Source organism: Microbacterium sp. 1.5R (assembly GCF_007667425.1).
Classification (GTDB): Bacteria; Actinomycetota; Actinomycetes; order Actinomycetales; family Microbacteriaceae; genus Microbacterium.
This window is the reverse complement of record NZ_VDRC01000001.1, coordinates 334,826-356,665: the sequence shown is the minus strand read 5'-3', so window position 1 is coordinate 356,665 and position 21,840 is coordinate 334,826. Positions and strand designations below refer to the sequence as shown.

The window sequence follows — 21,840 nt, the reverse complement described above, 5'->3', positions numbered from 1 at the left end:
CATGCGCCGTCCGCCCCCGCTCCCGACGCCCGCCGGCGAGTCCGCGGAGGACACCCCCGCGCGGCGTCGCCGTGATCCGGGCGACGGTGGAGGCAGAGAGAAGTCGAGCGCGGCGACCGGATCGCCCGTGGTGGATGCCGTCGGCGACGCGGACCGCGAGATGTCGGCTCGCGACGTGTGGCGCGCCGCGCGAGCGCGGCGCAAGGCGCTGCGGGCGGAGATCCGGCGATTCACCCAGCGGTCACGTCGCCGCAGGATCGTCTGGCTGAGCGCGATCGGAGCGGCGGTGCTCCTCGTGGGCGGAAGCGTCGCCGCGGCGTACAGTCCGTTGTTCGCGGTCGAGAAGATCACCGTCGTCGGTGCGACGACTCTCGACGCAGCCTCGGTCGAGACCGCCCTGGCGGACCAGCTGGGCACGCCGCTGGCTCTCGTGGACTCGAGCGAGGTGAAGGCCTCCCTGCTGGCGTTTCCGCTGATCGAGACCTATGCCCTCGAGGCCAACCCGCCGCACGACCTCACGGTGCGCATCGTCGAACGCACTCCGGTCGGGGTCATCCGCTCGGATGCGGGCTACACTCTGGTGGATGCCGCGGGGGTCGCGCTGTCGACGACCTCGGACCAGCCCGCAGGGCAGCCTGTCCTCGACATCGCGGGCGGCACCGACTCCGCCGCCTTCGAGACCGCCGGTCTCGTCGTGCGCTCCGTCCCCGCCGACGTGCGCGCCGCCCTCGTGGGGGTCTCGGCGACGACACCTGATGACGTGACCCTGACGCTCGACACGGGGTTGCGGATCGTCTGGGGCGATTCCGAGAACTCTCCCATGAAGAGCGAGGTGCTCGCGAAGACGCTGATCTCGGCACCGGGGGCGACGTCGATCGACGTCACCTCGCCCCACGCGGTCGTCGTCGGCTGACTTCTCTCGGCAAACACACGACACGCCCGTGTCGCTGCGAGTGCGCGCTCGTGCGGCGCTTACCTTCGAACAAGAGAAACCGATACCGGGAAATACTTTACACCTCTAGTTGAGGTTTAAGGTTCAGTCCGGCGAAGTGACTCTCCATCAGACAGGCTCGAATTTCGGAGGCCGGCCATGAGCCAGAACCAGAACTACCTCGCCGTGATCAAGGTCGTCGGCGTCGGCGGTGGCGGCGTCAACGCCGTGAACCGCATGATCGAACTCGGCCTCCGCGGCGTCGAGTTCATCGCCGTCAACACCGACGCCCAGGCGCTCCTCATGAGCGACGCCGACGTCAAGCTCGACGTGGGCCGCGAGCTCACGCGCGGACTCGGTGCCGGCGCGGATCCCGAGGTCGGCCGCCGTGCCGCAGAGGACCACGCCGAAGAGATCGAGCAGGCCCTCACCGGCGCCGACATGGTCTTCGTCACCGCGGGCGAGGGCGGTGGTACCGGCACCGGCGGTGCACCCGTCGTGGCCCGGATCGCGAAGTCGATCGGCGCGCTCACCATCGGTGTCGTGACGAAGCCGTTCTCCTTCGAGGGGCGCCGACGCCAGAGCCAGGCGGAAGCCGGCGTGTCGAAGCTCAAGGAAGAAGTCGACACCCTCATCGTGGTGCCCAACGATCGTCTGCTCGAGATCAGCGATCGCGGTATCTCGATGATCGAAGCCTTCGCCACGGCCGACCAGGTTCTGCTCGCCGGTGTGCAGGGCATCACCGACCTCATCACCACCCCGGGCCTCATCAACCTCGACTTCGCCGACGTCAAGTCCGTCATGCAGGGCGCGGGTTCCGCGCTCATGGGCATCGGATCCGCCCGCGGGGCCGATCGGGCGATCAAGGCGGCCGAGCTGGCGGTCGAGTCGCCGCTGCTCGAGGCGAGCATCGAGGGGGCGCACGGCGTGCTGCTCTCGATCCAGGGTGGGTCGAATCTCGGTATCTTCGAGATCCACGACGCCGCCGACCTCGTCAAGGAGGCGGCGCACCCGGAGGCGAACATCATCTTCGGAACCGTCATCGACGACACCCTCGGCGACGAGGTGCGCGTCACCGTGATCGCGGCCGGATTCGACGGCGGAGAGCCCTCACTGCGCCTCGACCCGATGGTCGTCACGCGCCCCGCCGCGGCCAGCACGCTGCCGGAGGTCGCTCTTCCGGCCGACGAGCAGCCCGCGCCTGCGGCGCCCGAGTCGTCGCAGAAGACCGAGTCGGCACCCCAGCGGGTGACCGCGACGAGCATCGAGCCGGCCTTCGCCGACGACGACATCGACATCCCCGAATTCCTGAAGTGACCGACCTGGCCGCACGGCTGTCGGCGATCGATGAGCGGATCGCCGACGCCGCGCGCTCAGCCGGGCGCGATCCGCGGGACATCCTGCGGATCGTGGTCACGAAGTTCCATCCCGCATCGCTCGTGCGGCAGCTGGCGGCCCTCGGCGTCACAGACGTGGGGGAGAACCGTCAGCAGGAAATCTCGGCGAAGACGGCCGAGCTCGACGACCTCGACGTGCGATGGCACTTCATCGGTCAGGCGCAGACGAACAAGGCCTCGGCGATCAGGCGGAGCGCGGATGCCGTGCACTCCGTCGACCGCGACCGTCTTGCGGATGCTCTGCACCGGGCCGCGGAGAGCGACCGCATCCTGGACGTTCTCGTCCAGGTGAACCTCACCGATGATCCGGGCCGCGGAGGAATCGCGCCCGATGCGGCGCGCGCGCTGGCCGAGCACGTGCTCACCCTGCCCAGCCTGCGGCTGCGCGGAGTGATGGCGGTCGCCCCGCTCGACGAGGAACCCGCGGCCGCCTTCGCGCGGCTGCATGCGATCTCCGAGGACGTGCGCACGGTGGACCCCGCCGCGTCCTGGATCTCCGCCGGAATGACCGGCGATTTCGTCGAGGCGATCTCCGCAGGTGCGACACACCTTCGGATCGGCTCGGCAATCACAGGGCCCCGCCCCGACCGGGGTTAACCTCTAACCAGACCCGCCCGACACGTTCGATCCGGAGGACACGATGGGTAACCCGCTGAAGAAGACCATGGTGTATCTCGGCCTCGCCGACGAGGAAGAGGTCTACGAGGAGGAGCAGCAGGCTCCGGCCCGTGCCCACCGGGAGCGCGACCGCGAGCGCGAAGAGCCGGCTCCCGCCCCGATCACCCCACTGCGTCGTCCCGTCGCGGTGCGACAGCCCGCAGGAGGGGCCGTGAACGAGATCCTCACCGTGCACCCCAAGCAGTACCGCGATGCGCAGCTCATCGCCGAGAGCTTCCGCGAGGGTGTGCCGGTCATCATCAACCTGTCGCAGATGAGCGACGCGGACGCACGCCGTCTGATCGACTTCGCCTCCGGCCTCTCCCTGGGGCTGTACGGTCGCATCGAGCGCGTGACCTCGAAGGTGTTCCTCCTCTCGCCGGAGAACATCAACATCTCGGGTCACGGCGGCATCGCGCACGCGGACGCAGAGTCCGCGGGCTTCGACCAGTCGTAACCCGTGGGGCTCGTCTCCGTCGTAGCGAGCATCGTCCACACGGCGCTGCTGCTGTATCTGCTCGTCCTGTTCGCGCGGTTGATCCTCGACTACATCCCGATGTTCAATCGCGAATGGCGCCCCAAGGGGGCGGGCCTCGTGGCTGCTGAGGTCGTCTACACGATCACCGATCCTCCCGTCCGGTTCTTCCGGCGGATCATCCCGCCGTTGCGGATCGGATCGCTGTCGCTGGACTTCGGATTCTCCCTCACGATCCTCATCGTGCTGATCCTCATGAACATCGTGGGCATCTTCCGCTGACACCCCGGCAGTTCATCGGGTACGGGTGTCGCGGCGTCGCGACGGACAGGCTCGGGGACTATGCTTGGCTCCCAGGTGCGCGCCCCGGGTTCGCGCCACATCACGACCGCGCCATTCTCGAAACTGGCAACCGAACTCATCGAAGGAGCCACCATGGCACTTACCCCGGATGACGTCGTCACCAAGCAGTTCCAGCACGTCCGCTTCAAGGACGGCTTCGACCCGGACGAGGTCGACGACTTCCTCGACGAGATCGTCATCGAGTGGCGCAAGGCCCTCGAGGAGAACGCCGAGCTCAAGGCCAAGCTGGCCGCGTACGAGTCGGGTGCCACCCCGGCCGCCGCCCCTGCACCTGCCGCCGAGGCTGCGGCGCCCGCTGAGACCCCCGCCGCCGAGGCCCCTGCTGCCGAGCCGACGCCGTCGGGATCCGCGACCGCGACTGCGGGCATCATCGAGCTCGCTCAGCGTCTCCACGACGAGCACGTCGCCGAGGGTGAAGCCAAGCGCGACCAGCTCATCGCCGAGGCGGAGGGCGAGGTCAACCGCATTCGCACCGAGGCCGAGGCCAAGCAGCGCGAGGAGTCCGCTCGTCTCGAGCGCGAGCGCAACACGCTCGAAGCCCGCATCACCGAGCTCCGCAACTTCGAGCGCGACTACCGCTCGCAGCTCCGCGGCTACATCGAGGGTCAGCTCCGCGACCTCGATGAGAAGTCGGCGTCGACGGACTCGACCCCGGTCTCCGCGATCGGACTGTAGGTCGTCCTCTTGCCAGGACGCCGTCCTCTTCGTCGGTCGGCGGCCGGCGCGATCGTTGCGATTCTCGCAGTGGTCGTGCTGGCCGCCGATCAGTTTGTGAAGTACCTCACCACGGAGAACCTGCCCCTTCAGCAGCCGGTTCCGGTCCTGGGCGAGTTCCTTCAGCTGTACTACGTCCGCAACCCCGGTGCCGCTTTCTCGCTGGGCTCGGATGTCACCTGGATCTTCACGATCGCACTCGCCGTGGTCGCCGGTGTGATCGTGTGGAAGGCCTTCGGCCTGCGGTCCCGTCTGTGGGCCGTGGTTCTCGGCGCGCTGCTGGGCGGCGTGCTCGGCAACCTCACCGATCGGCTCTTCCGTGACCCCGGCTTCCCCATGGGGCACGTGGTCGACATGATCTCCATGCCGTGGATGATGCCTGCCATCTTCAACGTCGCCGACATCTTCATCGTCACCGGCATGATCTCGGTGGCGCTGCTCGTCGTCTTCGGTCTGCGCTTCGACGGGTCGCGGGAACGAGACCACGCGGTCGTCGAGACGGAAGAGGAAGCCGAGGCGGCTGCCATCGCCGACGCCGCCGAGCACGATCGCGCGACCGCCGTCGCCGCGCCGTCGGACGAGCCGGTCGAGCCGTCCTCCGGCAGCACGACCGCCGACGGGCGCTGACCGTGGAGTTCCGGACCCTCCCCGTGCCGGACGGGCTGGAGGGCGTGCGCGTCGACGCGGCACTCGCGAAGATGCTCGGGTTCTCGCGCACGTTCGCCGCTGACGTCGCGGCAGCCGGGGGAGTGCGTCTCGATGGCGTCACCCTTGACAAGTCGGATCGCCTGCGCGGAGGCGGCTGGCTCGAGGTGGAGTGGCAGCCCAAGGAGGAGCCTCGGATCGTGCCGATCGCCGTCCCCGAGCTCGGCATCGTCTACGACGATGACGACATCGTCGTGGTCGACAAGCCCACGGGTGTCGCGGCCCACCCGTCGCTCGGTTGGGAAGGACCGACCGTCGTCGGGGCGTTGGCGGCCGCCGGCTTCCGGGTGGCCACGAGCGGCGCGCCTGAGCGGCAGGGTGTCGTGCACCGCCTCGACGTCGGCACGAGCGGCCTCATGGTCGTCGCGAAGACCGAGCGGGCCTACACCGCGCTGAAGAGGGCGTTCAAGGAGCGCACGGTCGAGAAGATCTACCATGCCGTGGTGCAGGGGCATCCCGATCCGCTCGCGGGAACCATCGACGCGCCGATCGGGCGCCACCCGAACCACTCCTGGAAGTTCGCCGTGGTCCCCGACGGCAAGCCGTCCGTGACGCACTACGAGACGCTCGAGGCGTTCCCCGGTGCCTCCCTGCTCGAGATCCACCTCGAGACCGGCCGTACACATCAGATCCGCGTGCATATGGCCGCGCATCGGCATCCGTGCGTCGGCGACCCCCTCTACGGCGCCGATCCGACGCTCTCGGCTCGCCTGGGGCTCACCCGGCAGTGGCTGCACGCGCACCAGCTCGCCTTCTCGCACCCGGCCACGGGGGAGTGGGTGCAGTTCGATTCGCCGTATCCGGCGGACTTCCGTCACGCTCTGGACGTCCTGCGCGCCGAGTAGTCGGGGGAGAACGTCGGCGGCTCGCGGCAGACTGTGCGCATGAGCGTCATCGAGGTGAGACCCGCGACCGAGTTCGACGACGTCGCGATGCTGGTCGGCCCGAAGAAGCCGACATCGAACGTGTGCTTCTGCCTGAGCTATCGGATCGGCAATAAAGAGAACGTCGCGCTCCGGGGCTCGGCGAGGGCGGAGCGCGTCCGCGAGCTGTGCCACTCGGACCCGCCTCCCGGCGTGATCGCGTATCTCGGCGATGAGCCGGTGGGGTGGGCGGCGCTGCATCCGCGGAGCGAGACGAGCTTCGCCCGCAATCGGCTCATCCCGAACGTCGACGACCTCGACGTCTGGTCGCTGTGGTGCTTCCGTGTGCGCCCCGGGTACCGCAAGCAGGGGATATCGCACGCTCTCGTGAACGGGGCCGTGGCGTATGCGAGGGAACGCGGTGCGCCCGCGATCGAGGGCTATCCGGTCGACAACCGCGGCGAGAAGGTGAACCCGACGATGGCGTACGTCGGCACGCGCGCACTGTTCGAGGACGCCGGATTCGAGCAGGCCGCAGAGACCGGCTCCGTACTGGACGGCTTCCCGAGAGTGCTGATGAGACTCGACCTGCGCGACGGCGGCGTTCCGGGACGGGGCGCACCGACGCGCGATGTCGGAGGGCGAACGTAGACTCGGATCATGGCATCAGACTCTTTCGCCCACCTGCACGTGCACAGCGAATACTCGATGCTCGACGGCGCGGCGAAGATCGCATCGATGACCCAGGCCGCCGCCGATTACGGGATGCCGGCGATCGCCGTGACAGATCACGGCAACACCTTCGCGGCCTTCGAGTTCTACAAGGCGGCCAACGCCGCGGGCATCAAGCCGATCATCGGTCTCGAAGCCTACGTGACGCCGGGTACGCACCGCAGCGACAAGTCGCGCGTGCAGTGGGGCTCCCCGGATCAGAAGAGCGACGACGTGTCCGGCTCGGGGGCGTACACGCACATGACCATGTGGAGCGAGACCACCCAGGGCATGCACAACCTGTTCCGCCTCAGCTCCCTGTCGAGCATGGAGGGGTACTACTTCAAACCGCGCATGGACCGCGAGCTCCTGCAGACTTACGGGAAGGGCCTGATCGCCACGACAGGCTGCCCGTCGGGTGAGATCCAGACCCGACTGCGGCTCGGTCAGTACGACGCGGCTCGTGCCGCCGCGGCGGAGTTCCAGGATCTGTTCGGCAAGGAGAACTACTTCGCCGAGATCATGGACCACGGGCTCTCGATCGAGCGTCGGGTCATGACCGACCTGATCCGTCTCGCCAAGGATCTGGGCATCCCGCTCGTCGGCACGAACGACTCCCACTACACGCACCAGCACGAGGCCGATGCACACGAGGCGCTGCTGTGCGTGCAGTCGGGCTCGACCCTCGACGACCCCAACCGTTTCAAGTTCGACGGCGACGGCTACTACATCAAGACCGCCGCCGAGATGCGTCAGCTCTTCCGCGACCACCCCGAGGCGTGCGACAACACGCTGCTCATCGCCGAACGGTGCGAGGTAGAGTTCAACACGGCAGCCAACTACATGCCGCGCTTCCCGGTGCCGGAGGGCGAGACCGAAGACAGCTGGCTCGTCAAAGAGGTGGAGGCCGGACTCCACTACCGCTACCCGAGCGGGATCCCCGACAAGGTGCGCAAGCAGGCCGAGTACGAGACCGGCATCATCCTGCAGATGGGTTTCCCCGGCTACTTCCTCGTGGTCGCCGACTTCATCAACTGGGCCAAGGACAACGGCATCCGCGTGGGTCCCGGTCGAGGCTCCGGAGCCGGATCGATGGTGGCGTACGCCATGAAGATCACCGACCTCGACCCGCTCGAGCACGGCTTGATCTTCGAGCGGTTCCTCAACCCCGACCGCGTCTCCATGCCCGACTTCGACGTCGACTTCGACGACCGTCGACGCGGAGAGGTCATCGAGTACGTGACCCGGAAGTACGGGTCGGAGCGCGTGGCCCAGATCGTCACCTACGGCACGATCAAGTCCAAGCAGGCGCTCAAGGACGCCGGGCGGGTGCTGGGCTTCCCCTTCAGCATGGGCGAGCGCCTCACGAAGGCGATGCCGCCGCCCGTGATGGGCAAGGACATGGAACTCGGCGGCATGTTCGACTCCGCGCACAAGCGCTACAAGGAGGCAAGCGAGTTCCGCGCTCTCATCGAGACCGACCCCGAGGCCAAGACGGTGTTCGACCGAGCGCTCGGCCTCGAGGGCCTCAAGCGCCAGTGGGGAGTGCATGCGGCAGGCGTCATCATGTCGTCCGAGCCGCTGATCGACATCATCCCCATCATGCGCCGGGAGCAGGACGGCCAGATCGTCACGCAGTTCGATTACCCGTCGTGCGAGTCCCTCGGGCTCATCAAGATGGACTTCCTCGGGCTTCGCAACCTCACCATCATCTCCGATGCACTCGACAACATCCGCATGAACCGGGGGGAGGAGCTCGACCTCGAGCACCTCGAGCTCGACGACCGCGGTGCGTACGATCTGCTGGCCCGTGGCGAGTCCCTGGGTGTCTTCCAGCTCGACGGCGGGCCGATGCGCTCGCTCATGCGCCTGATGAAACCCGACAACTTCGGTGACATCTCGGCACTCATCGCGCTGTACCGTCCCGGCCCCATGGGCGCCAACTCGCACACCAACTACGCGCTGCGCAAGAACGGCATGCAGCCGATCACGCCGATCCACCCCGAGTTCACCGAGTCACTGGCGGACATCCTCGAGGAGTCGTACGGTCTGATCATCTACCAGGAGCAGGTCATGGCCATCGCCCAGCGCGTGGCCGGATTCTCGCTCGGTCAGGCAGACATCCTCCGCCGAGCGATGGGCAAGAAGAAGAAGTCCGAGCTCGACAAGCAGTTCGAGGGCTTCCAGGCGGGCATGCACGCCAATGGGTACTCCGACGGAGCCGTGAATGCGCTCTGGGAGATCCTGCTCCCGTTCTCCGACTACGCCTTCAACAAAGCGCACTCCGCGGCGTACGGCGTCGTGTCCTATTGGACCGCCTACCTCAAGGCGCACTATCCGGCCGAGTACATGGCGGCGCTGCTCACCAGCGTCGGAGACTCGAAGGACAAGATGGCCCTCTACCTCAACGAGTGCCGTCGCATGGGCATCAAGGTGCTCCCGCCGGATGTGTCCGAATCCATCAACTACTTCGCCGCCGTCGGCGACGACATCCGATTCGGTCTCGGGGCGGTGCGCAACGTCGGTACCAACGTGGTCGACGGCATCGTGCAGTCCCGCAAGGACGAGCGCTTCACCTCGTTCCACCACTTCCTCGACACCGTGCCGTTGCACGTCTCGAACAAGCGCACGGTCGAGTCGCTCATCAAAGCGGGGGCCTTCGACTCGATGGGAGACACCCGGCGGGCTCTCATGGAGATCCACGAGGACGCCGTCGAAGCGGCCGTCGATCGGAAACGCAACGAAGCCCAGGGTGCGATCGGCTTCGACTTCGACAGTCTCTACGACGGCATGGACGAAGCTGCGCCGGCGAAGGTCCCCGCTCGCCCCGAGTGGATCAAGAAGGACAAGCTCGCCTTCGAGCGCGAGATGCTCGGGCTGTACGTGTCGGACCACCCGCTGGCAGGTCTCGAAGTTCCGCTCGCGAAGCATGCCTCCATCTCCATCCACGACCTCAACAACTCCGAGGACCTGCAGGATGGCGACCAGGTGACGGTCGCCGGGCTCGTGACCAGCGTGCAGCACCGCGTGGCCAAGGCCAGCGGAAACCCCTACGGCATGATCACGGTCGAAGACTTCAACGGCGAGGTGACGGTCATGTTCATGGGCAAGACCTACACCGAGTTCCAGCACACTCTGCAGCAGGACTCCATACTGGCGGTCCGCGGTCGCGTCTCGCGGCGCGACGACGGACTCAACCTGCATGCCCAGTCGGCGTTCTCTCCCGATGTCGGATCGTTCGATGCGGCGGGGCCGCTCGCGCTCGTGCTCGCCGAGCAGCGCGCGACCGAACGGGTCATGCAGGACCTCGCCGACATCCTTCGACGTCACAGCGGGGAGACCGAGGTGATGCTCCGCGTGCATCGGGGAGGTACGGCCAAGGTCTTCGACGTGCCGATGCCGGTGAAGGTGTCGGCCGACCTCTTCGGTGACCTCAAGTCGTTGCTCGGGCCGGCCTGCCTCGGCTGACGGCCGTCATCGAGCGTCGCTCCCTGCTTTCCTCCCCGACCCACCGGGTAGGATCATGACCCGTTGGGTGCGAGGCGTCCGAACTCCGCACCGTGACGAAAGGACCGCCAATGAGCACGGAATCCCCCTTCCTGAGCAGTGATCCCGCGGATGCCGCCACCCCGGCGTCCGCCGTCCCCTCCGTCGACGATGACTTCACCGACGAGGACGGCGTGCTGTACGACGACGACGTGACGCCGGAGTACGGCATCCTCGGCTTCACCCTGCGCGAGCTGATCATCGTCGGCGCGTGGGTGGTCCTGTTCGTCCTCTCCTTCCTCCCTCTCGGCTGGTCGCCTTCTCTGTGGACACAGGGGATCTCGTGGATCCTGCCCGTCGGCGTGCCCACCGTGGCCGTGTTCCTGATCGTGCTCCGCCGTCTGTCGCCCGACGGCATCCGCCGTGTCGGCTCTCTGGGCATCGATCAGTTCGCGTCGGTGGCGTTCTCGGTCGCAGCGGTGTGGTGGGCTCAGGTCATCTGGGACTACGTCGCGCTCGTCATCCGCGCCGACCTCGACGCGATCGTCTGGGTGCCCTGGGTCCAGTTCGTCGTCGCTCTCGCCCTCGTCGCGCTGACTGTCTTCGCTCCGCTGATCCCCGGGATCAAGGAGGATTTCCACGGCCGTCTCGTGACGCTCGCCCACCGGAACGCGAACCCGGTCCGTCCTGTCATCGCCCGCCCCCGGCCGGAGCGACCCGCTGAGACGCCCGCCGACGACACGCCCGCCCACTCGCCGGCTGAGCAGACGACCGAGCAGGGGGCAGCACCTGCGGATCACGTGCCCGCGCCATCCGCGTTCGATGCGCAGATGCCACCGTCCGCCTCCGCACCGTCCGACTCCGCACCATCGGCTTCCGACTCGCAGATCACCGTGCCTGCCGACGGGCTCGACACCGAATTGTCGGGTCAGCAGGCGACCGACGAGGTCGCGCGACTCGATCTCGCCAGCCAGGTGCCTCTCTCCTCCCACGCCTCGGGTGGCGGCACGGGAACGGAGCAGGCCACGGCCGACGAGGCGTACACGCCCTCGTATGCCCGAAGCTCCTGGGAGCGTGAGCCGGAGGTCGTCTCCGACACGGGCAGCATCGAGGCGATGCTCGGTGCCCGGGCGCAGGAGGTCGACGCGGCGCCTCGGACTCAGGCGTTCCCGGCGATCGACGACCCGGATCTCGACGCGACGAACCCCCGCGACGTGGATCCCGTGCAGCAGCCCTTCTGGGTATTGGCTCCCACCGAGCGCGACGTCCATGACGAGAGAGGCGAGCCGATCTTCCGCGTCGGCCCGTCCGCCTGGGCTCTCGTGATCGAGGACCGAGGGGGAGCATACGTCGTCCGCCACGACGACGGACGGATCGGCTACCTGCACGACATCTCCGACATCACGAAAGGCTGACCGTGCGCACGATCGATCTGCGGGGGCGCGAGCTCTCGCCCGCCGACATGCTCGCTGCCGTCCCTCGAGCCACCCAGGCGCGCGCGGAAGCCCTCGACACTGCGGCCCGCATCGTCGACGACGTGCGGGAGCGCGGCGAGGCGGCGCTGCGCCAGCAGGCCGAGACCTTCGACCGCGTGACCGGCCACGAGATCCGCGTGCCCGCCTCCCACATCGAGGAAGCGCTCGCTGACCTCGCGCCCGAGGTGCGGTCCGCGCTCGATGAGGCGATCGGTCGCGTGCGTCTGGCCTCTGAGGCGCAGGTGCCGGCGTCTCGGACGACCCGGATCGGCGAGGGGGCGACGATCACGCAGCGATGGCAGCCCGTGCACCGAGTGGGCGTGTACATCCCGGGAGGCAAGGCCGTCTACCCGTCGAGCGTCATCATGAACGTCGTCCCCGCACAGGTGGCGGGGGTCGCGCAGATCGCCCTCGCGTCGCCGCCTCAGGCTGACCAGGGCGGCCGGATCCACCCCACGATCCTCGCCGCCGCAGGACTCCTCGGCGTGACCGAGATCTATGCGGTGGGTGGCGCGGGCGCGATCGGTGCCTTCGCCCACGGCGTCGTCGACCTCGCCCTCGACCCCGTCGACGTCGTGTCCGGACCGGGGAACAACTACGTCGCGTCCGCCAAGCGGGCAGTGGCAGGCGTGGTCGGCACCGACTCCGAGGCGGGGGCCACCGAGATCCTCGTCGTCGCCGACGGCGCGGCGGACGCGCGACTCATCGCGGCCGACCTCGTCAGCCAGGCCGAGCACGATGAACAGGCATCCGCCGTCCTCGTCACCGACTCCGACGAACTCGCTGCAGCGGTGGCGAGAGAAGTCGAGCGACAGGCTTCGGCGACCCGCCACGCGACGAGGGTCGCCGCCGCGCTCTCCGGCCCTCAGTCCGCGATCGTGCTGGTCGACGACCGTGCGATGGCCACAGCCTTCAGCAATGCGTACGCGCCCGAGCACCTGGAGCTGCATCTCACGGACGCCGAGGCGGCCGCGGCATCGTTCACCAGCGCGGGCGCCGTCTTCGTGGGAGACCAGACACCGGTGAGTCTGGGCGACTACATGGCCGGCAGCAACCACGTGCTGCCGACCGGCGGACAGGCGCGCTACGCACCCGGGCTCGGGGCCTATACGTTCCTTCGTCCGCAGCAGGTGATCACCTACGATCGCGAGGCCCTCGCGGCCGTGCGGTCGGGTGTCGTCGCGCTCGCGAACTCCGAGGTGCTGCCCGCACACGGTGAGGCCGTCGAGGCGCGCTTCACCGCGTAGGATCGGTCAGATGCACTGCCCCTTCTGTCGACACCCCGACTCGCGAGTCATCGATTCGCGCACCAGCGACGATGGTCTCTCCATCCGACGGCGTCGCCAGTGCCCGGAATGCGGTGGCCGGTTCACGACCACCGAGACCGCGAGCCTCAACGTCATCAAGCGGTCCGGGGTCATGGAGCCGTTCAGCCGCGAGAAGGTGATCTCAGGCGTGCGCAAGGCATGTCAGGGACGACCGGTCACAGAGGCCGACCTGGCGATCCTCGCGCAGCGTGTCGAGGAGGCCGTCCGACAGACCGGCGTCTCGCAGCTCGACACCAATGAGATCGGCCTCGCCATCCTGGGGCCCCTCCGCGACCTCGACGAGGTCGCCTACCTGCGCTTCGCCAGCGTCTACCAGGCCTTCGACTCTCTCGACGACTTCGAGAGCGCCATCACCGACCTCCGTGCGGATCACGCGGAGCGGCAGACCGTCGACCGGTAATCTGGCAGGGATGTATCCGCTGCTCTTCCGCGTCGTCCTGACGCGCTTCGATCCCGAGTTCGCCCACCACGCCGGCATGGCGGTGATCCGCGTGCTCGGTACGAGGCCGCTCGCGGGTATCACGCGTGCCCTGACGAAGCCGGATCCGTCATTGCGGGTCGAGGCATTGGGGCTCACCTTCCCCTCCCCGTTCGGCGTCGCCGCCGGGTTCGACAAGAACGCCGTCGGGGTGCGGGGGCTCGCCGCTCTCGGTTTCGGCCACGTGGAGGTCGGTACGGTGACGGCCATCCCGCAGGAGGGCAATCCGAAGCCCCGCCTGTTCCGCCTCGTCGCCGACCGCGCAGTGATCAATCGCATGGGGTTCAACAACAGGGGAGCGGATGCCGCGGCCCGTCGTCTCGCTCGACTGCGCAGAGGCGCCCCCGACACGGTGATCGGCGTCAACATCGGCAAGAGCCGTGTCGTCGACGTCGAGAACGCCACCGACGACTACGTCGCCTCTGCGAAGCGCCTCGCGCCCCTCGCCGACTATCTCACGGTGAACGTCTCGTCGCCGAACACGCCCGGTCTCCGCGGTCTCCAGGCGATCGAGACCCTCGCCCCTCTGCTCCGCGCGGTGCGGGACGCCTCGGACGCCACTCCGCTGCTCGTCAAGATCGCCCCCGACCTCCCCGATGAGGAGATCACCGCCATCGCAGAGTTGGCGGTCGCGGAGGGCCTCGACGGCATCATCGCGCACAACACCACCATCAGCCGCGACGGCCTCGTCACGGACGAGGCGACGATCGAGGCCGCCGGTGCGGGGGGACTCTCCGGCGCACCGCTCAAGGGACGCTCGCTGGAGGTGCTCCGACTCATCCGCACTGTCGTCCCGTCGGACTTCTGCGTCATCGCTGTGGGGGGAGTGGAGACCGCAGACGACGTCCGGGAGCGCCTGGACGCCGGAGCCACGCTGGTGCAGGGGTATACGGCCTTCCTCTACCGCGGACCTCTGTGGGGGCGGGAGATCAACAGAGGGCTCGAACGCACCCGCCGCTGACCGCCGTCGACGATGAGGGCCTCCCGCCGATCGGCGGGAGGCCCTCATCACGTCGTGGATCGGTCAGGCGGGGTACTGGCCGCGCTTGACCTGCGCCTTGGGCAGACGCATGAACCGCATCTGCAGCGACCGCATGGCCGCGTACCAGCCGAGACCGCGCTCCATCCGCTCCGCGCCGAACTTCGCCGACACCTTGCGCTTGACGCGGACGGCGAGGAAGATCATGCCGCCGATGGCGAGGACGAGGTACGCCATCATCACGAGGTACGCCCAACCGGCGACCGCGAACCCGCCGATCGCGAGGTTGGCCGGAAGCAGCGAGACAAGGATGACGAGCACCATGACGCCCATCACGAACTCGGCGGGGTGCCATCCGGCGTCCACGTAATCGCGGACCCAGCGGCGCTGCGGGCCCCGGTCGCGAGCGGGAAGGAACTTCTCCTCACCGGCGGCGAGACCGGCCTGCGCGCGGGCACGGCGCTCGTTGAGCTCGGCACGAGCCGCGGCCTTCGCCTCCTTGGTGTTGGCCACCAGCGGGCGCCGTCGGGCAGCCTCCTGCTCCGCCCTGGTCGGCGTCGCGCGTCCCTTGCCTGCGCTCGTCCTGTCGGCGGCGTCGTCGTTCGTCGGAGGGGATGCGGGGGAAATGGCCACGAGATTCCTCGGTTCGGGTGAAAACGGATCACCTTAAGATTACTCGCATGACATCTCCTGCCCAGCCCGGCGATCAGAACCTGTCCAGCGACCGCGAGCCTGCACTCCTGGAGGCGGCGGCGATCGGCTTCCCGGCCGCGTTGAGCGACCTCGGTCATCTCGTCCGCATCCCCGGCATGGCCTGGCCCGCTTTCGATCAGAGCCAGCTCGAGCGCAGCGCCGAAGCCGTCGCATCCCTCGCTGAAGGAACGGGGATATTCGACGACGTGCGGGTCCTCAGGGCTGCGATCCCCGGAACCGACGAGGTGGGCCAGCCCGCGGTGCTCGCCACGCGCGCCGCCCGAGGCGGCAAGCCGACGATCCTCCTCTACGCCCACCACGACGTGCAGCCCCCGGGCGACGACGCGCTCTGGGAGACGCCCCCGTTCGAGCCGACCGTCCGCGACGGGCGCCTGTACGGACGAGGCGCGGCCGACGACAAGGCGGGCATCATGGCCCACATCGCCTCGATCCGCGCAGTGGCCGATGTGATCGGCGACGACCTCGAGCTGGGCATCGCCATGTTCATCGAGGGCGAGGAGGAGTACGGCTCCCGCTCCTTCGCGCAGTTCCTCTCCGACAACAAGGAGGCGCTGCGCGCCGATGCGATCGTCGTCGCCGATTCGGGCAACTGGGACTCCGTGACCCCCGGGCTGACGGTCTCGCTCCGAGGCAACGCGCGATTCACCGTGCGGGTCCGCACCCTCGACCACGCCTCGCACTCCGGAATGTTCGGGGGAGCGGTGCCCGACGCCATGATGACCACGATCGCCATGCTCTCGACCCTCTGGAACGAGGACGGCTCCGTCGCGGTCGAGGGGATGACCGAGCGCGACACCCCCACCCCGGATTACACCGAGGAGACGCTGCGCGACGAGGCGGGTCTGCTGCCAGGCACCACGCCGGTCGGCGACGGTTCGATCCTCGGCCGCATCTGGAACAAGCCGTCGGTCACGGTCATCGGGATCGATGCGACGAGCGTCGCCGCAGCATCCAACACCCTGTTGCCCGAAGTCACGGTCGTGATCAGCGCCCGTGTCGCGCCCGGTCAGTCCGCCGAGGACGCCTACGCCGCGCTCGAGGCGCACCTACGGGCGCACGTGCCGCACGGCGCCGAGCTGACGTTCTCGGATGTGGACCTCGGCAACGGCTTCCTCGTCGACACGAGCGGCTGGGCCGTCTCCCTCACGCGGGATGCCATGCGCGATGGCTACGGCGTCGCCCCGATCGACCTCGGCGTCGGTGGATCGATCCCCTTCATCGCAGATCTCGTGCGGGAGTTCCCCGAGGCGCAGATCCTCGTCACCGGTGTCGAAGACCCGCACTCGCGCGCGCACAGCCCGAACGAGTCCTTGCACCTCGACACGTTCCGCCACGCAGTGGCGACGGAGGCGCTCCTGCTGTCGCGGATGAACGACATCGTCATCTGAGCCGGTGCGAGATGCCGACGGCCCGGCGAAACCGACCCGCCCGGGCCGAGGCGAAGGTAAAATCGAGTCACCAGCCGTGTGCGAGCACGGCCCGTCACAAGGAGCGACATGAGCGACACCGTACTCACCCCCGCAGAGACCACCCAGGCGCACGGCGTGAAGCTGACCGATGCCGCCGCGACGAAGGTCAAGAACCTGCTCGAGCAGGAGGGCCGGGACGACCTGCGCCTGCGCGTGGCCGTGCAGCCCGGCGGATGCTCCGGTCTCATCTACCAGCTGTACTTCGACGAGCGTTTCCTCGAGGGCGACGAGACCGTCGAGTTCGACGGCGTCGAGGTCATCGTCGACAACATGAGCGTGCCGTACCTCGACGGCGCATCGATCGACTTCAAGGACACGATCTCGGAGCAGGGCTTCACGATCGACAACCCGAACGCGGCCGGCAGCTGCGCCTGCGGCGACAGCTTCCACTGATCGGATCCACCTCGTCAACCTGCACGGTTGGCATGAATCAGGTGTGAGGTTGCCCTAGACTTGGGGTGTGCCCTGTCCGCAATCTGAAAGGTGCATCGTGCCCTCGAAACGCCGCCTTCGTTGGGTCGCTCTCCCCCTGGGAGTCGCGACAGCCGTGGCCTTGGCGGGATGTACTGCCACCGAGCTGAACGGCTACCTCCCGGGCTTCGTGGAGGGTGAGCCGGCCGTCACCAACCAGACCGAGCGCGTCTCGTCCCTCTGGGTCAACTCGTGGATCGTCCTCCTCGCCGTCGGCGTGATCACCTGGGCCCTCATGGCCTGGGCAGCGATCGCCTACCGTCGTCGCAAGGGGCAGTCCGGCCTGCCGGTGCAGATGCGCTACAACATGCCGATCGAGATCTTCTACACGATCGTGCCGTTGATCCTCGTCCTGGGCATGTTCTTCTTCACCGCCCGTGACCAGGCCGCGATCGAGACGAAGTGGGACGACCCCGACGTCGAGATCACCGCGATCGCCAAGCAGTGGGCGTGGGACTTCCAGTACGACGGCGAGCAGGAGGACAACTCCGACGCCGTGTGGACCATGGGCATCCAGGCTCAGCCGGACGCCGCGGGCAACATCGATCAGGATCAGCTCCCGACCCTGGTCCTGCCGGTCGACCAGAAGGTCACCATCAACCTGCAGTCCCGTGATGTCATCCACTCCTTCTGGATCATCGACTTCCTGTACAAGAAGGACATGTACATCGGCAAGGACAACTCCTGGTCGTTCATCCCGACCCGAGTCGGAGAGTACGCCGGCAAGTGCGCCGAGCTCTGCGGCGAGTACCACTCGATGATGCTCTTCAACGTGAAGGTCGTCGAGCAGGACGAGTACGACGCCTACCTCCAGTCACTCGAGGAGGAAGGCAACACCGGCGACATCACGGACGCCTACGACCGTCTGTCGAACCTGCCCGGGACCACCGGCCAAAACGACTCCGAGGAAGGAGAGGAGTAAGCCATGTCGACCACTGAAGCACCCCGCACCGACGAGGCCCCTCGCTCCCGTCCCACCACTCTGCCCGCGCGTCAGGCCGCTCTCATGAGCTCGTCGCGCGTCGAGCAGAAGGGCAACATCGTCGTCAAGTGGATCACCTCCACCGACCACAAGACGATCGGGTACATGTACCTCATCGCCTCGGTGCTGTTCTTCCTCCTCGGCGGCGTGATGGCCCTCGTCATCCGTGCCGAGCTCTTCGCCCCCGGCATGCAGATCGTGCCGACGAAGGAGCAGTACAACCAGCTCTTCACGATGCACGGCACGATCATGCTGCTGATGTTCGCGACGCCGCTCTTCGCCGGGTTCGCCAACGCGATCCTCCCGCTCCAGATCGGTGCGCCGGACGTCGCCTTCCCGCGTCTGAACGCGTTCGCCTTTTGGCTGTTCCTGTTCGGCTCGACCATCGCCGTCGCCGGCTTCCTCACGCCGCAGGGCGCGGCATCCTTCGGCTGGTTCGCGTACCAGCCCCTCGCGAGCGCCTCGTTCTCGCCGGGCGCCGGCGGAAACCTCTGGATGCTCGGTCTGGGAATCTCCGGCTTCGGGACGATCCTCGGTGCGGTGAACTTCATCACCACCATCATCACGATGCGCGCTCCCGGTATGACGATGTGGCGCATGCCCATCTTCTCGTGGAACACGCTCATCACGAGCCTCCTGATCCTCATGGCGTTCCCGGTGCTCGCCGCCGCGATCTTCGCCGCCGGAGCCGACCGAGTCCTCGGGGCCCACATCTACGACCCGCAGAACGGCGGTGTGCTCCTGTGGCAGCACCTGTTCTGGTTCTTCGGTCACCCCGAGGTGTACATCATCGCGCTGCCGTTCTTCGGCATCGTGTCCGAGGTCTTCCCGGTCTTCAGCCGTAAGCCGATCTTCGGCTACAAGACCCTCGTGTACGCGACGATCGCCATCGCGGCCCTTTCCGTGGCCGTGTGGGCTCACCACATGTACGTCACCGGATCGGTACTCCTCCCGTTCTTCGCACTGATGACCATGCTCATCGCGGTGCCGACGGGTGTGAAGATCTTCAACTGGATCGGCACGCTCTGGCGAGGCTCCGTCACTTTCGAGACACCGATGGTCTTCGCCCTCGGCTTCCTCGTGTCGTTCGTCTTCGGTGGCCTCACCGGCGTCATCCTCGCCGCTCCGCCGCTCGACTTCCACCTGAGCGACTCGTACTTCGTCGTCGCGCACTTCCACTACGTGGTGTTCGGAACCGTCGTGTTCGCGATGTTCTCGGGCTTCTACTTCTGGTGGCCCAAGTGGACCGGACGCATGCTGAACGAGCGTCTCGGCTACGTGCACTTCTGGATGCTGTTCATCGGCTTCCACATGACCTTCCTCATCCAGCACTGGCTGGGCGTCGACGGCATGGTGCGTCGCTACGCGGACTACTCCGAGGCCGACGGGTGGACCTGGGGCAACCAGGTCTCCACGATCGGTGCGATCATCCTCGGGGCATCCATGCTGCCGTTCTTCCTCAACGTCTGGATCACGGCGCGCAAGGCTCCCAAGGTCACCGTCAACGACCCGTGGGGTTACGGCGCCTCGCTCGAGTGGGCGACCTCGTGCCCGCCGCCCCGCCACAACTTCACTTCGATCCCGCGTATCCGCAGCGAGCGGCCCGCATTCGACCTGAACCACCCGGAGGCAGCGGAGTTCGCAACCACCGCCCCGGGCGAGCGAGAGGGCCACTGACCCATGCGCGACAACGTCATCCTCTGGTGGATCCTCACCGCGTTCTTCGCACTGATGGGGGTCGTCTACACCGGCTGGCACATCCTGGCGACACCGAACGACAACTTCGCCATGCGGATCGAGTGGGTCGGCACCGTCGCCCTGTTCTTCGCAGCCTTCATGGGCGCGATGGTCGCGTTCTACCTCGACCGTACGCACAAGGCTCAGCAGGGTGAGCTCCCCGAAGACATCCTGACGAGCGACATCGACGACGGCGACCCTGAGCTGGGCGAGTTCAGCCCTTGGTCCTGGTGGCCGCTCGTGCTCGCTGCGTCGGCCGGCGTCTTCGTCGTCGGACTCGCGGTCGGACACTTCCTGCTGCCGATCGGTCTGTCGATCTTCGTGGTCGCGATCGTCGGCTGGGTGTACGAGTACTATCGCGGCAACTTCGCGCGCTGAGTGTTCGAAGAAGGGCCCCGAGGATCTCTCCTCGGGGCCCTTCTCTCGTATCTCGCTCGGATACGCGGAGCGGTCGTCGCAGGCGTCTCAGACGTGGGTGCGGATGCGTGCGATACCGGTGAGCGGGTCCACGGGGCGCCGGTGGACCCCATCAGCGTCTTCGACGGGATACCCTTCTCGCACCCAGTACTCGAACCCCCCGATCATCTCCTTGACGTCGTAGCCGATCGCCGCGAACTCCCGCGCGCCCTTCGCTCCGGCGTTGCATCCGGGACTCCAGCAGTAGACCACCACCGTCGCACCCTTCGTGATCGCCTGTGGCGCTCGGGTGGCGATCTCGCTGTACGGCATGTGCACGGCCCCGGCGACGCGGCCCTGGGCCCACGCCTCGTCCGACCGGACGTCGACGATGACGATGTCCTCTCCGCGACGCTGCGCGGCGTAGGCATCACTCGCATCCGTCTCGGCGGCGAGTTTGGCGGCGTAGTACGATCCTCGATCCATCATGATCACAGCCTAGGGACGGCCGATGCGGTGTGCCGCTCGGATCCGGACGTTCGTGGGTGCGAATCGCGCCATGGTGGGCGGCAACGCCTGCGTCAGAGCGGAACGGTCATCTGCAGTCTGCGTCCGTACCGGTCCAGACCGAGGCGCGTCTCTGCGTCCGCGAGATGGCGGTGGAATCCGGATTCGGGAATGCTCTCCTTGAATCCGCATGATGCGTAGAAGGGGGCGTTCCAGGGAATGTCCGCATATGTGCGGAGCGTCATGCGGGAATACCCTCGGCGACGGGCCTCGTCCAGCGCCGCCTCCACGAGGCGTCGTCCATGGCCTCGGCGTCCGTGCTCCGGCAGAACCGAGAGCTGTTCCAGGTGCGCAGCGCCGTCAGCATCGAGCACGTGCACGAACCCGACCGGCGAGGAGTCCGAGTCCTCCTCGAGGAGGAGAACGTATCCCGGATGCCCGATCCTCTCGGTCGCGTCTGCCGCAGACGGCCACTCCGGAGCGGGTGCGCCGAGTGCTTCGATGAGGAGCGCGTCGGCCACGGTTTCGATCCTCTGGATGACTTCGGCGTCCGCGGCGATCGCCTCGCGGATCATCGAGGTCACCGCGGCTCTCCTGAGACGGCGGCCATCGCTTCGATCTCGACGAGCTGGTCGTCGTAGCCTAGCGCGGTGACGCCGAGAAGCGTGCTCGGGACGTCATGGGATTCGAAAGCGGCATGGATGACGTCCCATGCTGCGACGAGGTCCTTCCGCTCCGTGGAGGCGACGAGGGCCCGCGTGCTGATGACGTCAGTCAGCTCGGCACCGCTGGCCTCGAGAGCCATGCGCAGAGTCTCCATGCATCGAGTGGCCTGGGCGGCGTAGTCGCCTGGCCCGACGGTCGTTCCGTCGTCGGCGAGCGGGCAGGCGCCGGCGAGGAAGATCAGGTGCGCACCTGCCGGGGCGGTGGCCGCGTGCGCGTAGGGAGCCGCGGGCAGAGAATCGGAGCGGATGAGACGGACGACGGAACTCATCATCCGAT

23 protein-coding genes are annotated in these 21,840 nt (G+C 67.6%); 19 read left to right on the top strand and 4 right to left on the bottom strand.

The genetic code is table 11. The features are described from left to right. The first annotated feature begins 1 nt into the window (after position 1). The 14 genes from FSY98_RS01795 (at position 2) to FSY98_RS01730 (ending at position 14,544) form a co-directional block, all read left to right on the top strand. Positions 2-913 carry an FtsQ-type POTRA domain-containing protein gene (locus tag FSY98_RS01795; RefSeq protein ID WP_144873336.1) on the top strand — a complete coding sequence of 304 codons (912 nt, stop codon included), beginning with the start codon at positions 2-4 and terminating at the stop codon, positions 911-913. A 177-nt stretch (positions 914-1,090) separates the two neighbouring features. Then, complete coding sequence (ftsZ, locus tag FSY98_RS01790) at positions 1,091-2,248, top strand: cell division protein FtsZ (RefSeq protein ID WP_144873333.1); 1,158 nt, start codon at positions 1,091-1,093, stop codon at positions 2,246-2,248. Then, positions 2,245-2,925 carry a YggS family pyridoxal phosphate-dependent enzyme gene (locus FSY98_RS01785; RefSeq protein ID WP_144873329.1) on the top strand — a complete coding sequence of 227 codons (681 nt, stop codon included), beginning with the start codon at positions 2,245-2,247 and terminating at the stop codon, positions 2,923-2,925. Before ftsZ ends, FSY98_RS01785 begins: the two co-directional genes overlap by 4 nt. A 43-nt stretch (positions 2,926-2,968) precedes the next feature. Continuing rightward, positions 2,969-3,442: a cell division protein SepF gene (locus FSY98_RS01780; protein WP_144873326.1), complete on the top strand. Its 474-nt coding sequence runs from the start codon at positions 2,969-2,971 to the stop codon at positions 3,440-3,442. A 3-nt stretch (positions 3,443-3,445) separates the two neighbouring features. Then, positions 3,446-3,742 (top strand): YggT family protein, encoded by a 297-nt coding sequence (locus FSY98_RS01775; RefSeq protein ID WP_144873324.1) that lies wholly within the window; start codon positions 3,446-3,448, stop codon positions 3,740-3,742. A gap of 153 nt (positions 3,743-3,895) precedes the next feature. Then, on the top strand, positions 3,896-4,498 hold the full coding sequence (locus tag FSY98_RS01770; protein ID WP_144873321.1) for a DivIVA domain-containing protein: 603 nt from the start codon (positions 3,896-3,898) through the stop codon (positions 4,496-4,498). A gap of 96 nt (positions 4,499-4,594) precedes the next feature. Beyond that, positions 4,595-5,164, top strand: a complete 570-nt coding sequence (gene lspA / locus FSY98_RS01765) for a signal peptidase II (RefSeq protein ID WP_396652310.1) — start codon at positions 4,595-4,597, stop codon at positions 5,162-5,164. A gap of 2 nt (positions 5,165-5,166) precedes the next feature. Continuing rightward, positions 5,167-6,087 (top strand): RluA family pseudouridine synthase, encoded by a 921-nt coding sequence (locus FSY98_RS01760; RefSeq protein WP_144873317.1) that lies wholly within the window; start codon positions 5,167-5,169, stop codon positions 6,085-6,087. 39 nt (positions 6,088-6,126) lie between these two features. Beyond that, on the top strand, positions 6,127-6,756 hold the full coding sequence (locus FSY98_RS01755) for a GNAT family N-acetyltransferase (protein WP_144873314.1): 630 nt from the start codon (positions 6,127-6,129) through the stop codon (positions 6,754-6,756). A 9-nt stretch (positions 6,757-6,765) separates the two neighbouring features. Continuing rightward, a complete protein-coding gene (gene dnaE, locus FSY98_RS01750; RefSeq protein WP_144873311.1) occupies positions 6,766-10,284 on the top strand; it encodes a DNA polymerase III subunit alpha in 3,519 nt (1,172 codons plus the stop codon). Between the two features lie 110 nt (positions 10,285-10,394). Beyond that, complete coding sequence (locus tag FSY98_RS01745; RefSeq protein ID WP_144873308.1) at positions 10,395-11,717, top strand: hypothetical protein; 1,323 nt, start codon at positions 10,395-10,397, stop codon at positions 11,715-11,717. A 2-nt stretch (positions 11,718-11,719) separates the two neighbouring features. After that, complete coding sequence (hisD, locus tag FSY98_RS01740) at positions 11,720-13,024, top strand: histidinol dehydrogenase (protein WP_144873305.1); 1,305 nt, start codon at positions 11,720-11,722, stop codon at positions 13,022-13,024. Between the two features lie 10 nt (positions 13,025-13,034). After that, positions 13,035-13,505, top strand: coding sequence for a transcriptional regulator NrdR (gene nrdR, locus FSY98_RS01735; RefSeq protein WP_144873302.1), 471 nt, complete (start codon positions 13,035-13,037; stop codon positions 13,503-13,505). 10 nt (positions 13,506-13,515) lie between these two features. Further along, a complete protein-coding gene (locus FSY98_RS01730; RefSeq protein WP_144873299.1) occupies positions 13,516-14,544 on the top strand; it encodes a quinone-dependent dihydroorotate dehydrogenase in 1,029 nt (342 codons plus the stop codon). Between the two features lie 63 nt (positions 14,545-14,607). Here the strand turns inward: FSY98_RS01730 and FSY98_RS01725 are convergent, their stop codons facing one another. Further along, positions 14,608-15,195, bottom strand: a complete 588-nt coding sequence (locus tag FSY98_RS01725; RefSeq protein WP_144873296.1) for a DUF3043 domain-containing protein — start codon at positions 15,193-15,195, stop codon at positions 14,608-14,610. Positions 15,196-15,242: 47 nt separating this feature from the next. Here FSY98_RS01725 and FSY98_RS01720 point away from each other — a divergent pair, with 47 nt between their 5' ends. From FSY98_RS01720 to FSY98_RS01700, 5 genes are all read left to right on the top strand, one after another. Further along, the gene (locus FSY98_RS01720) at positions 15,243-16,664 is read left to right on the top strand and encodes a dipeptidase (protein ID WP_260857210.1); all 1,422 of its coding nucleotides are present in this window, start codon (positions 15,243-15,245) and stop codon (positions 16,662-16,664) included. A 108-nt stretch (positions 16,665-16,772) separates the two neighbouring features. Continuing rightward, on the top strand, positions 16,773-17,138 hold the full coding sequence (erpA, locus tag FSY98_RS01715) for an iron-sulfur cluster insertion protein ErpA (protein WP_144873293.1): 366 nt from the start codon (positions 16,773-16,775) through the stop codon (positions 17,136-17,138). A 97-nt stretch (positions 17,139-17,235) separates the two neighbouring features. Further along, positions 17,236-18,138, top strand: coding sequence for a cytochrome c oxidase subunit II (coxB, locus tag FSY98_RS01710; protein ID WP_144873290.1), 903 nt, complete (start codon positions 17,236-17,238; stop codon positions 18,136-18,138). Positions 18,139-18,141: 3 nt separating this feature from the next. Beyond that, positions 18,142-19,875, top strand: a complete 1,734-nt coding sequence (gene ctaD / locus FSY98_RS01705) for a cytochrome c oxidase subunit I (protein WP_186307518.1) — start codon at positions 18,142-18,144, stop codon at positions 19,873-19,875. A 3-nt stretch (positions 19,876-19,878) separates the two neighbouring features. After that, positions 19,879-20,313 (top strand): cytochrome c oxidase subunit 4, encoded by a 435-nt coding sequence (locus FSY98_RS01700; protein WP_144873287.1) that lies wholly within the window; start codon positions 19,879-19,881, stop codon positions 20,311-20,313. An 87-nt stretch (positions 20,314-20,400) separates the two neighbouring features. Here FSY98_RS01700 and FSY98_RS01695 read toward each other — a convergent pair whose 3' ends face one another. The 3 genes from FSY98_RS01695 to FSY98_RS01685 form a co-directional block, all read right to left on the bottom strand. Then, positions 20,401-20,820: a rhodanese-like domain-containing protein gene (locus FSY98_RS01695; RefSeq protein WP_144873284.1), complete on the bottom strand. Its 420-nt coding sequence runs from the start codon at positions 20,818-20,820 to the stop codon at positions 20,401-20,403. A gap of 92 nt (positions 20,821-20,912) precedes the next feature. Beyond that, complete coding sequence (locus tag FSY98_RS01690) at positions 20,913-21,413, bottom strand: GNAT family N-acetyltransferase (RefSeq protein ID WP_144876552.1); 501 nt, start codon at positions 21,411-21,413, stop codon at positions 20,913-20,915. 5 nt (positions 21,414-21,418) lie between these two features. Continuing rightward, entirely contained in the window at positions 21,419-21,832 is a 414-nt protein-coding gene (locus FSY98_RS01685) for a RidA family protein (protein ID WP_144873281.1), read from the bottom strand. Between the last annotated feature and the right edge of the window lie 8 nt (positions 21,833-21,840).

Bases quoted from the DNA above. Each gene is read 5' to 3' on its own strand.
- FSY98_RS01795 (WP_144873336.1), top strand. From the start codon at position 2: ATGCGCCGTCCGCCCCCGCTCCCGACGCCCGCCGGCGAGTCCGCGGAG.
- ftsZ (WP_144873333.1), top strand. From the start codon at position 1,091: ATGAGCCAGAACCAGAACTACCTCGCCGTGATCAAGGTCGTCGGCGTC.
- FSY98_RS01780 (WP_144873326.1), top strand. From the start codon at position 2,969: ATGGGTAACCCGCTGAAGAAGACCATGGTGTATCTCGGCCTCGCCGAC.
- FSY98_RS01770 (WP_144873321.1), top strand. From the start codon at position 3,896: ATGGCACTTACCCCGGATGACGTCGTCACCAAGCAGTTCCAGCACGTC.
- FSY98_RS01755 (WP_144873314.1), top strand. From the start codon at position 6,127: ATGAGCGTCATCGAGGTGAGACCCGCGACCGAGTTCGACGACGTCGCG.
- dnaE (WP_144873311.1), top strand. From the start codon at position 6,766: ATGGCATCAGACTCTTTCGCCCACCTGCACGTGCACAGCGAATACTCG.
- FSY98_RS01745 (WP_144873308.1), top strand. From the start codon at position 10,395: ATGAGCACGGAATCCCCCTTCCTGAGCAGTGATCCCGCGGATGCCGCC.
- nrdR (WP_144873302.1), top strand. From the start codon at position 13,035: ATGCACTGCCCCTTCTGTCGACACCCCGACTCGCGAGTCATCGATTCG.
- FSY98_RS01730 (WP_144873299.1), top strand. From the start codon at position 13,516: ATGTATCCGCTGCTCTTCCGCGTCGTCCTGACGCGCTTCGATCCCGAG.
- FSY98_RS01720 (WP_260857210.1), top strand. From the start codon at position 15,243: ATGACATCTCCTGCCCAGCCCGGCGATCAGAACCTGTCCAGCGACCGC.
- erpA (WP_144873293.1), top strand. From the start codon at position 16,773: ATGAGCGACACCGTACTCACCCCCGCAGAGACCACCCAGGCGCACGGC.
- ctaD (WP_186307518.1), top strand. From the start codon at position 18,142: ATGTCGACCACTGAAGCACCCCGCACCGACGAGGCCCCTCGCTCCCGT.
- FSY98_RS01700 (WP_144873287.1), top strand. From the start codon at position 19,879: ATGCGCGACAACGTCATCCTCTGGTGGATCCTCACCGCGTTCTTCGCA.
- FSY98_RS01695 (WP_144873284.1), bottom strand. From the start codon at position 20,820: ATGATGGATCGAGGATCGTACTACGCCGCCAAACTCGCCGCCGAGACG.
- FSY98_RS01690 (WP_144876552.1), bottom strand. From the start codon at position 21,413: ATGATCCGCGAGGCGATCGCCGCGGACGCCGAAGTCATCCAGAGGATC.
- FSY98_RS01685 (WP_144873281.1), bottom strand. From the start codon at position 21,832: ATGAGTTCCGTCGTCCGTCTCATCCGCTCCGATTCTCTGCCCGCGGCT.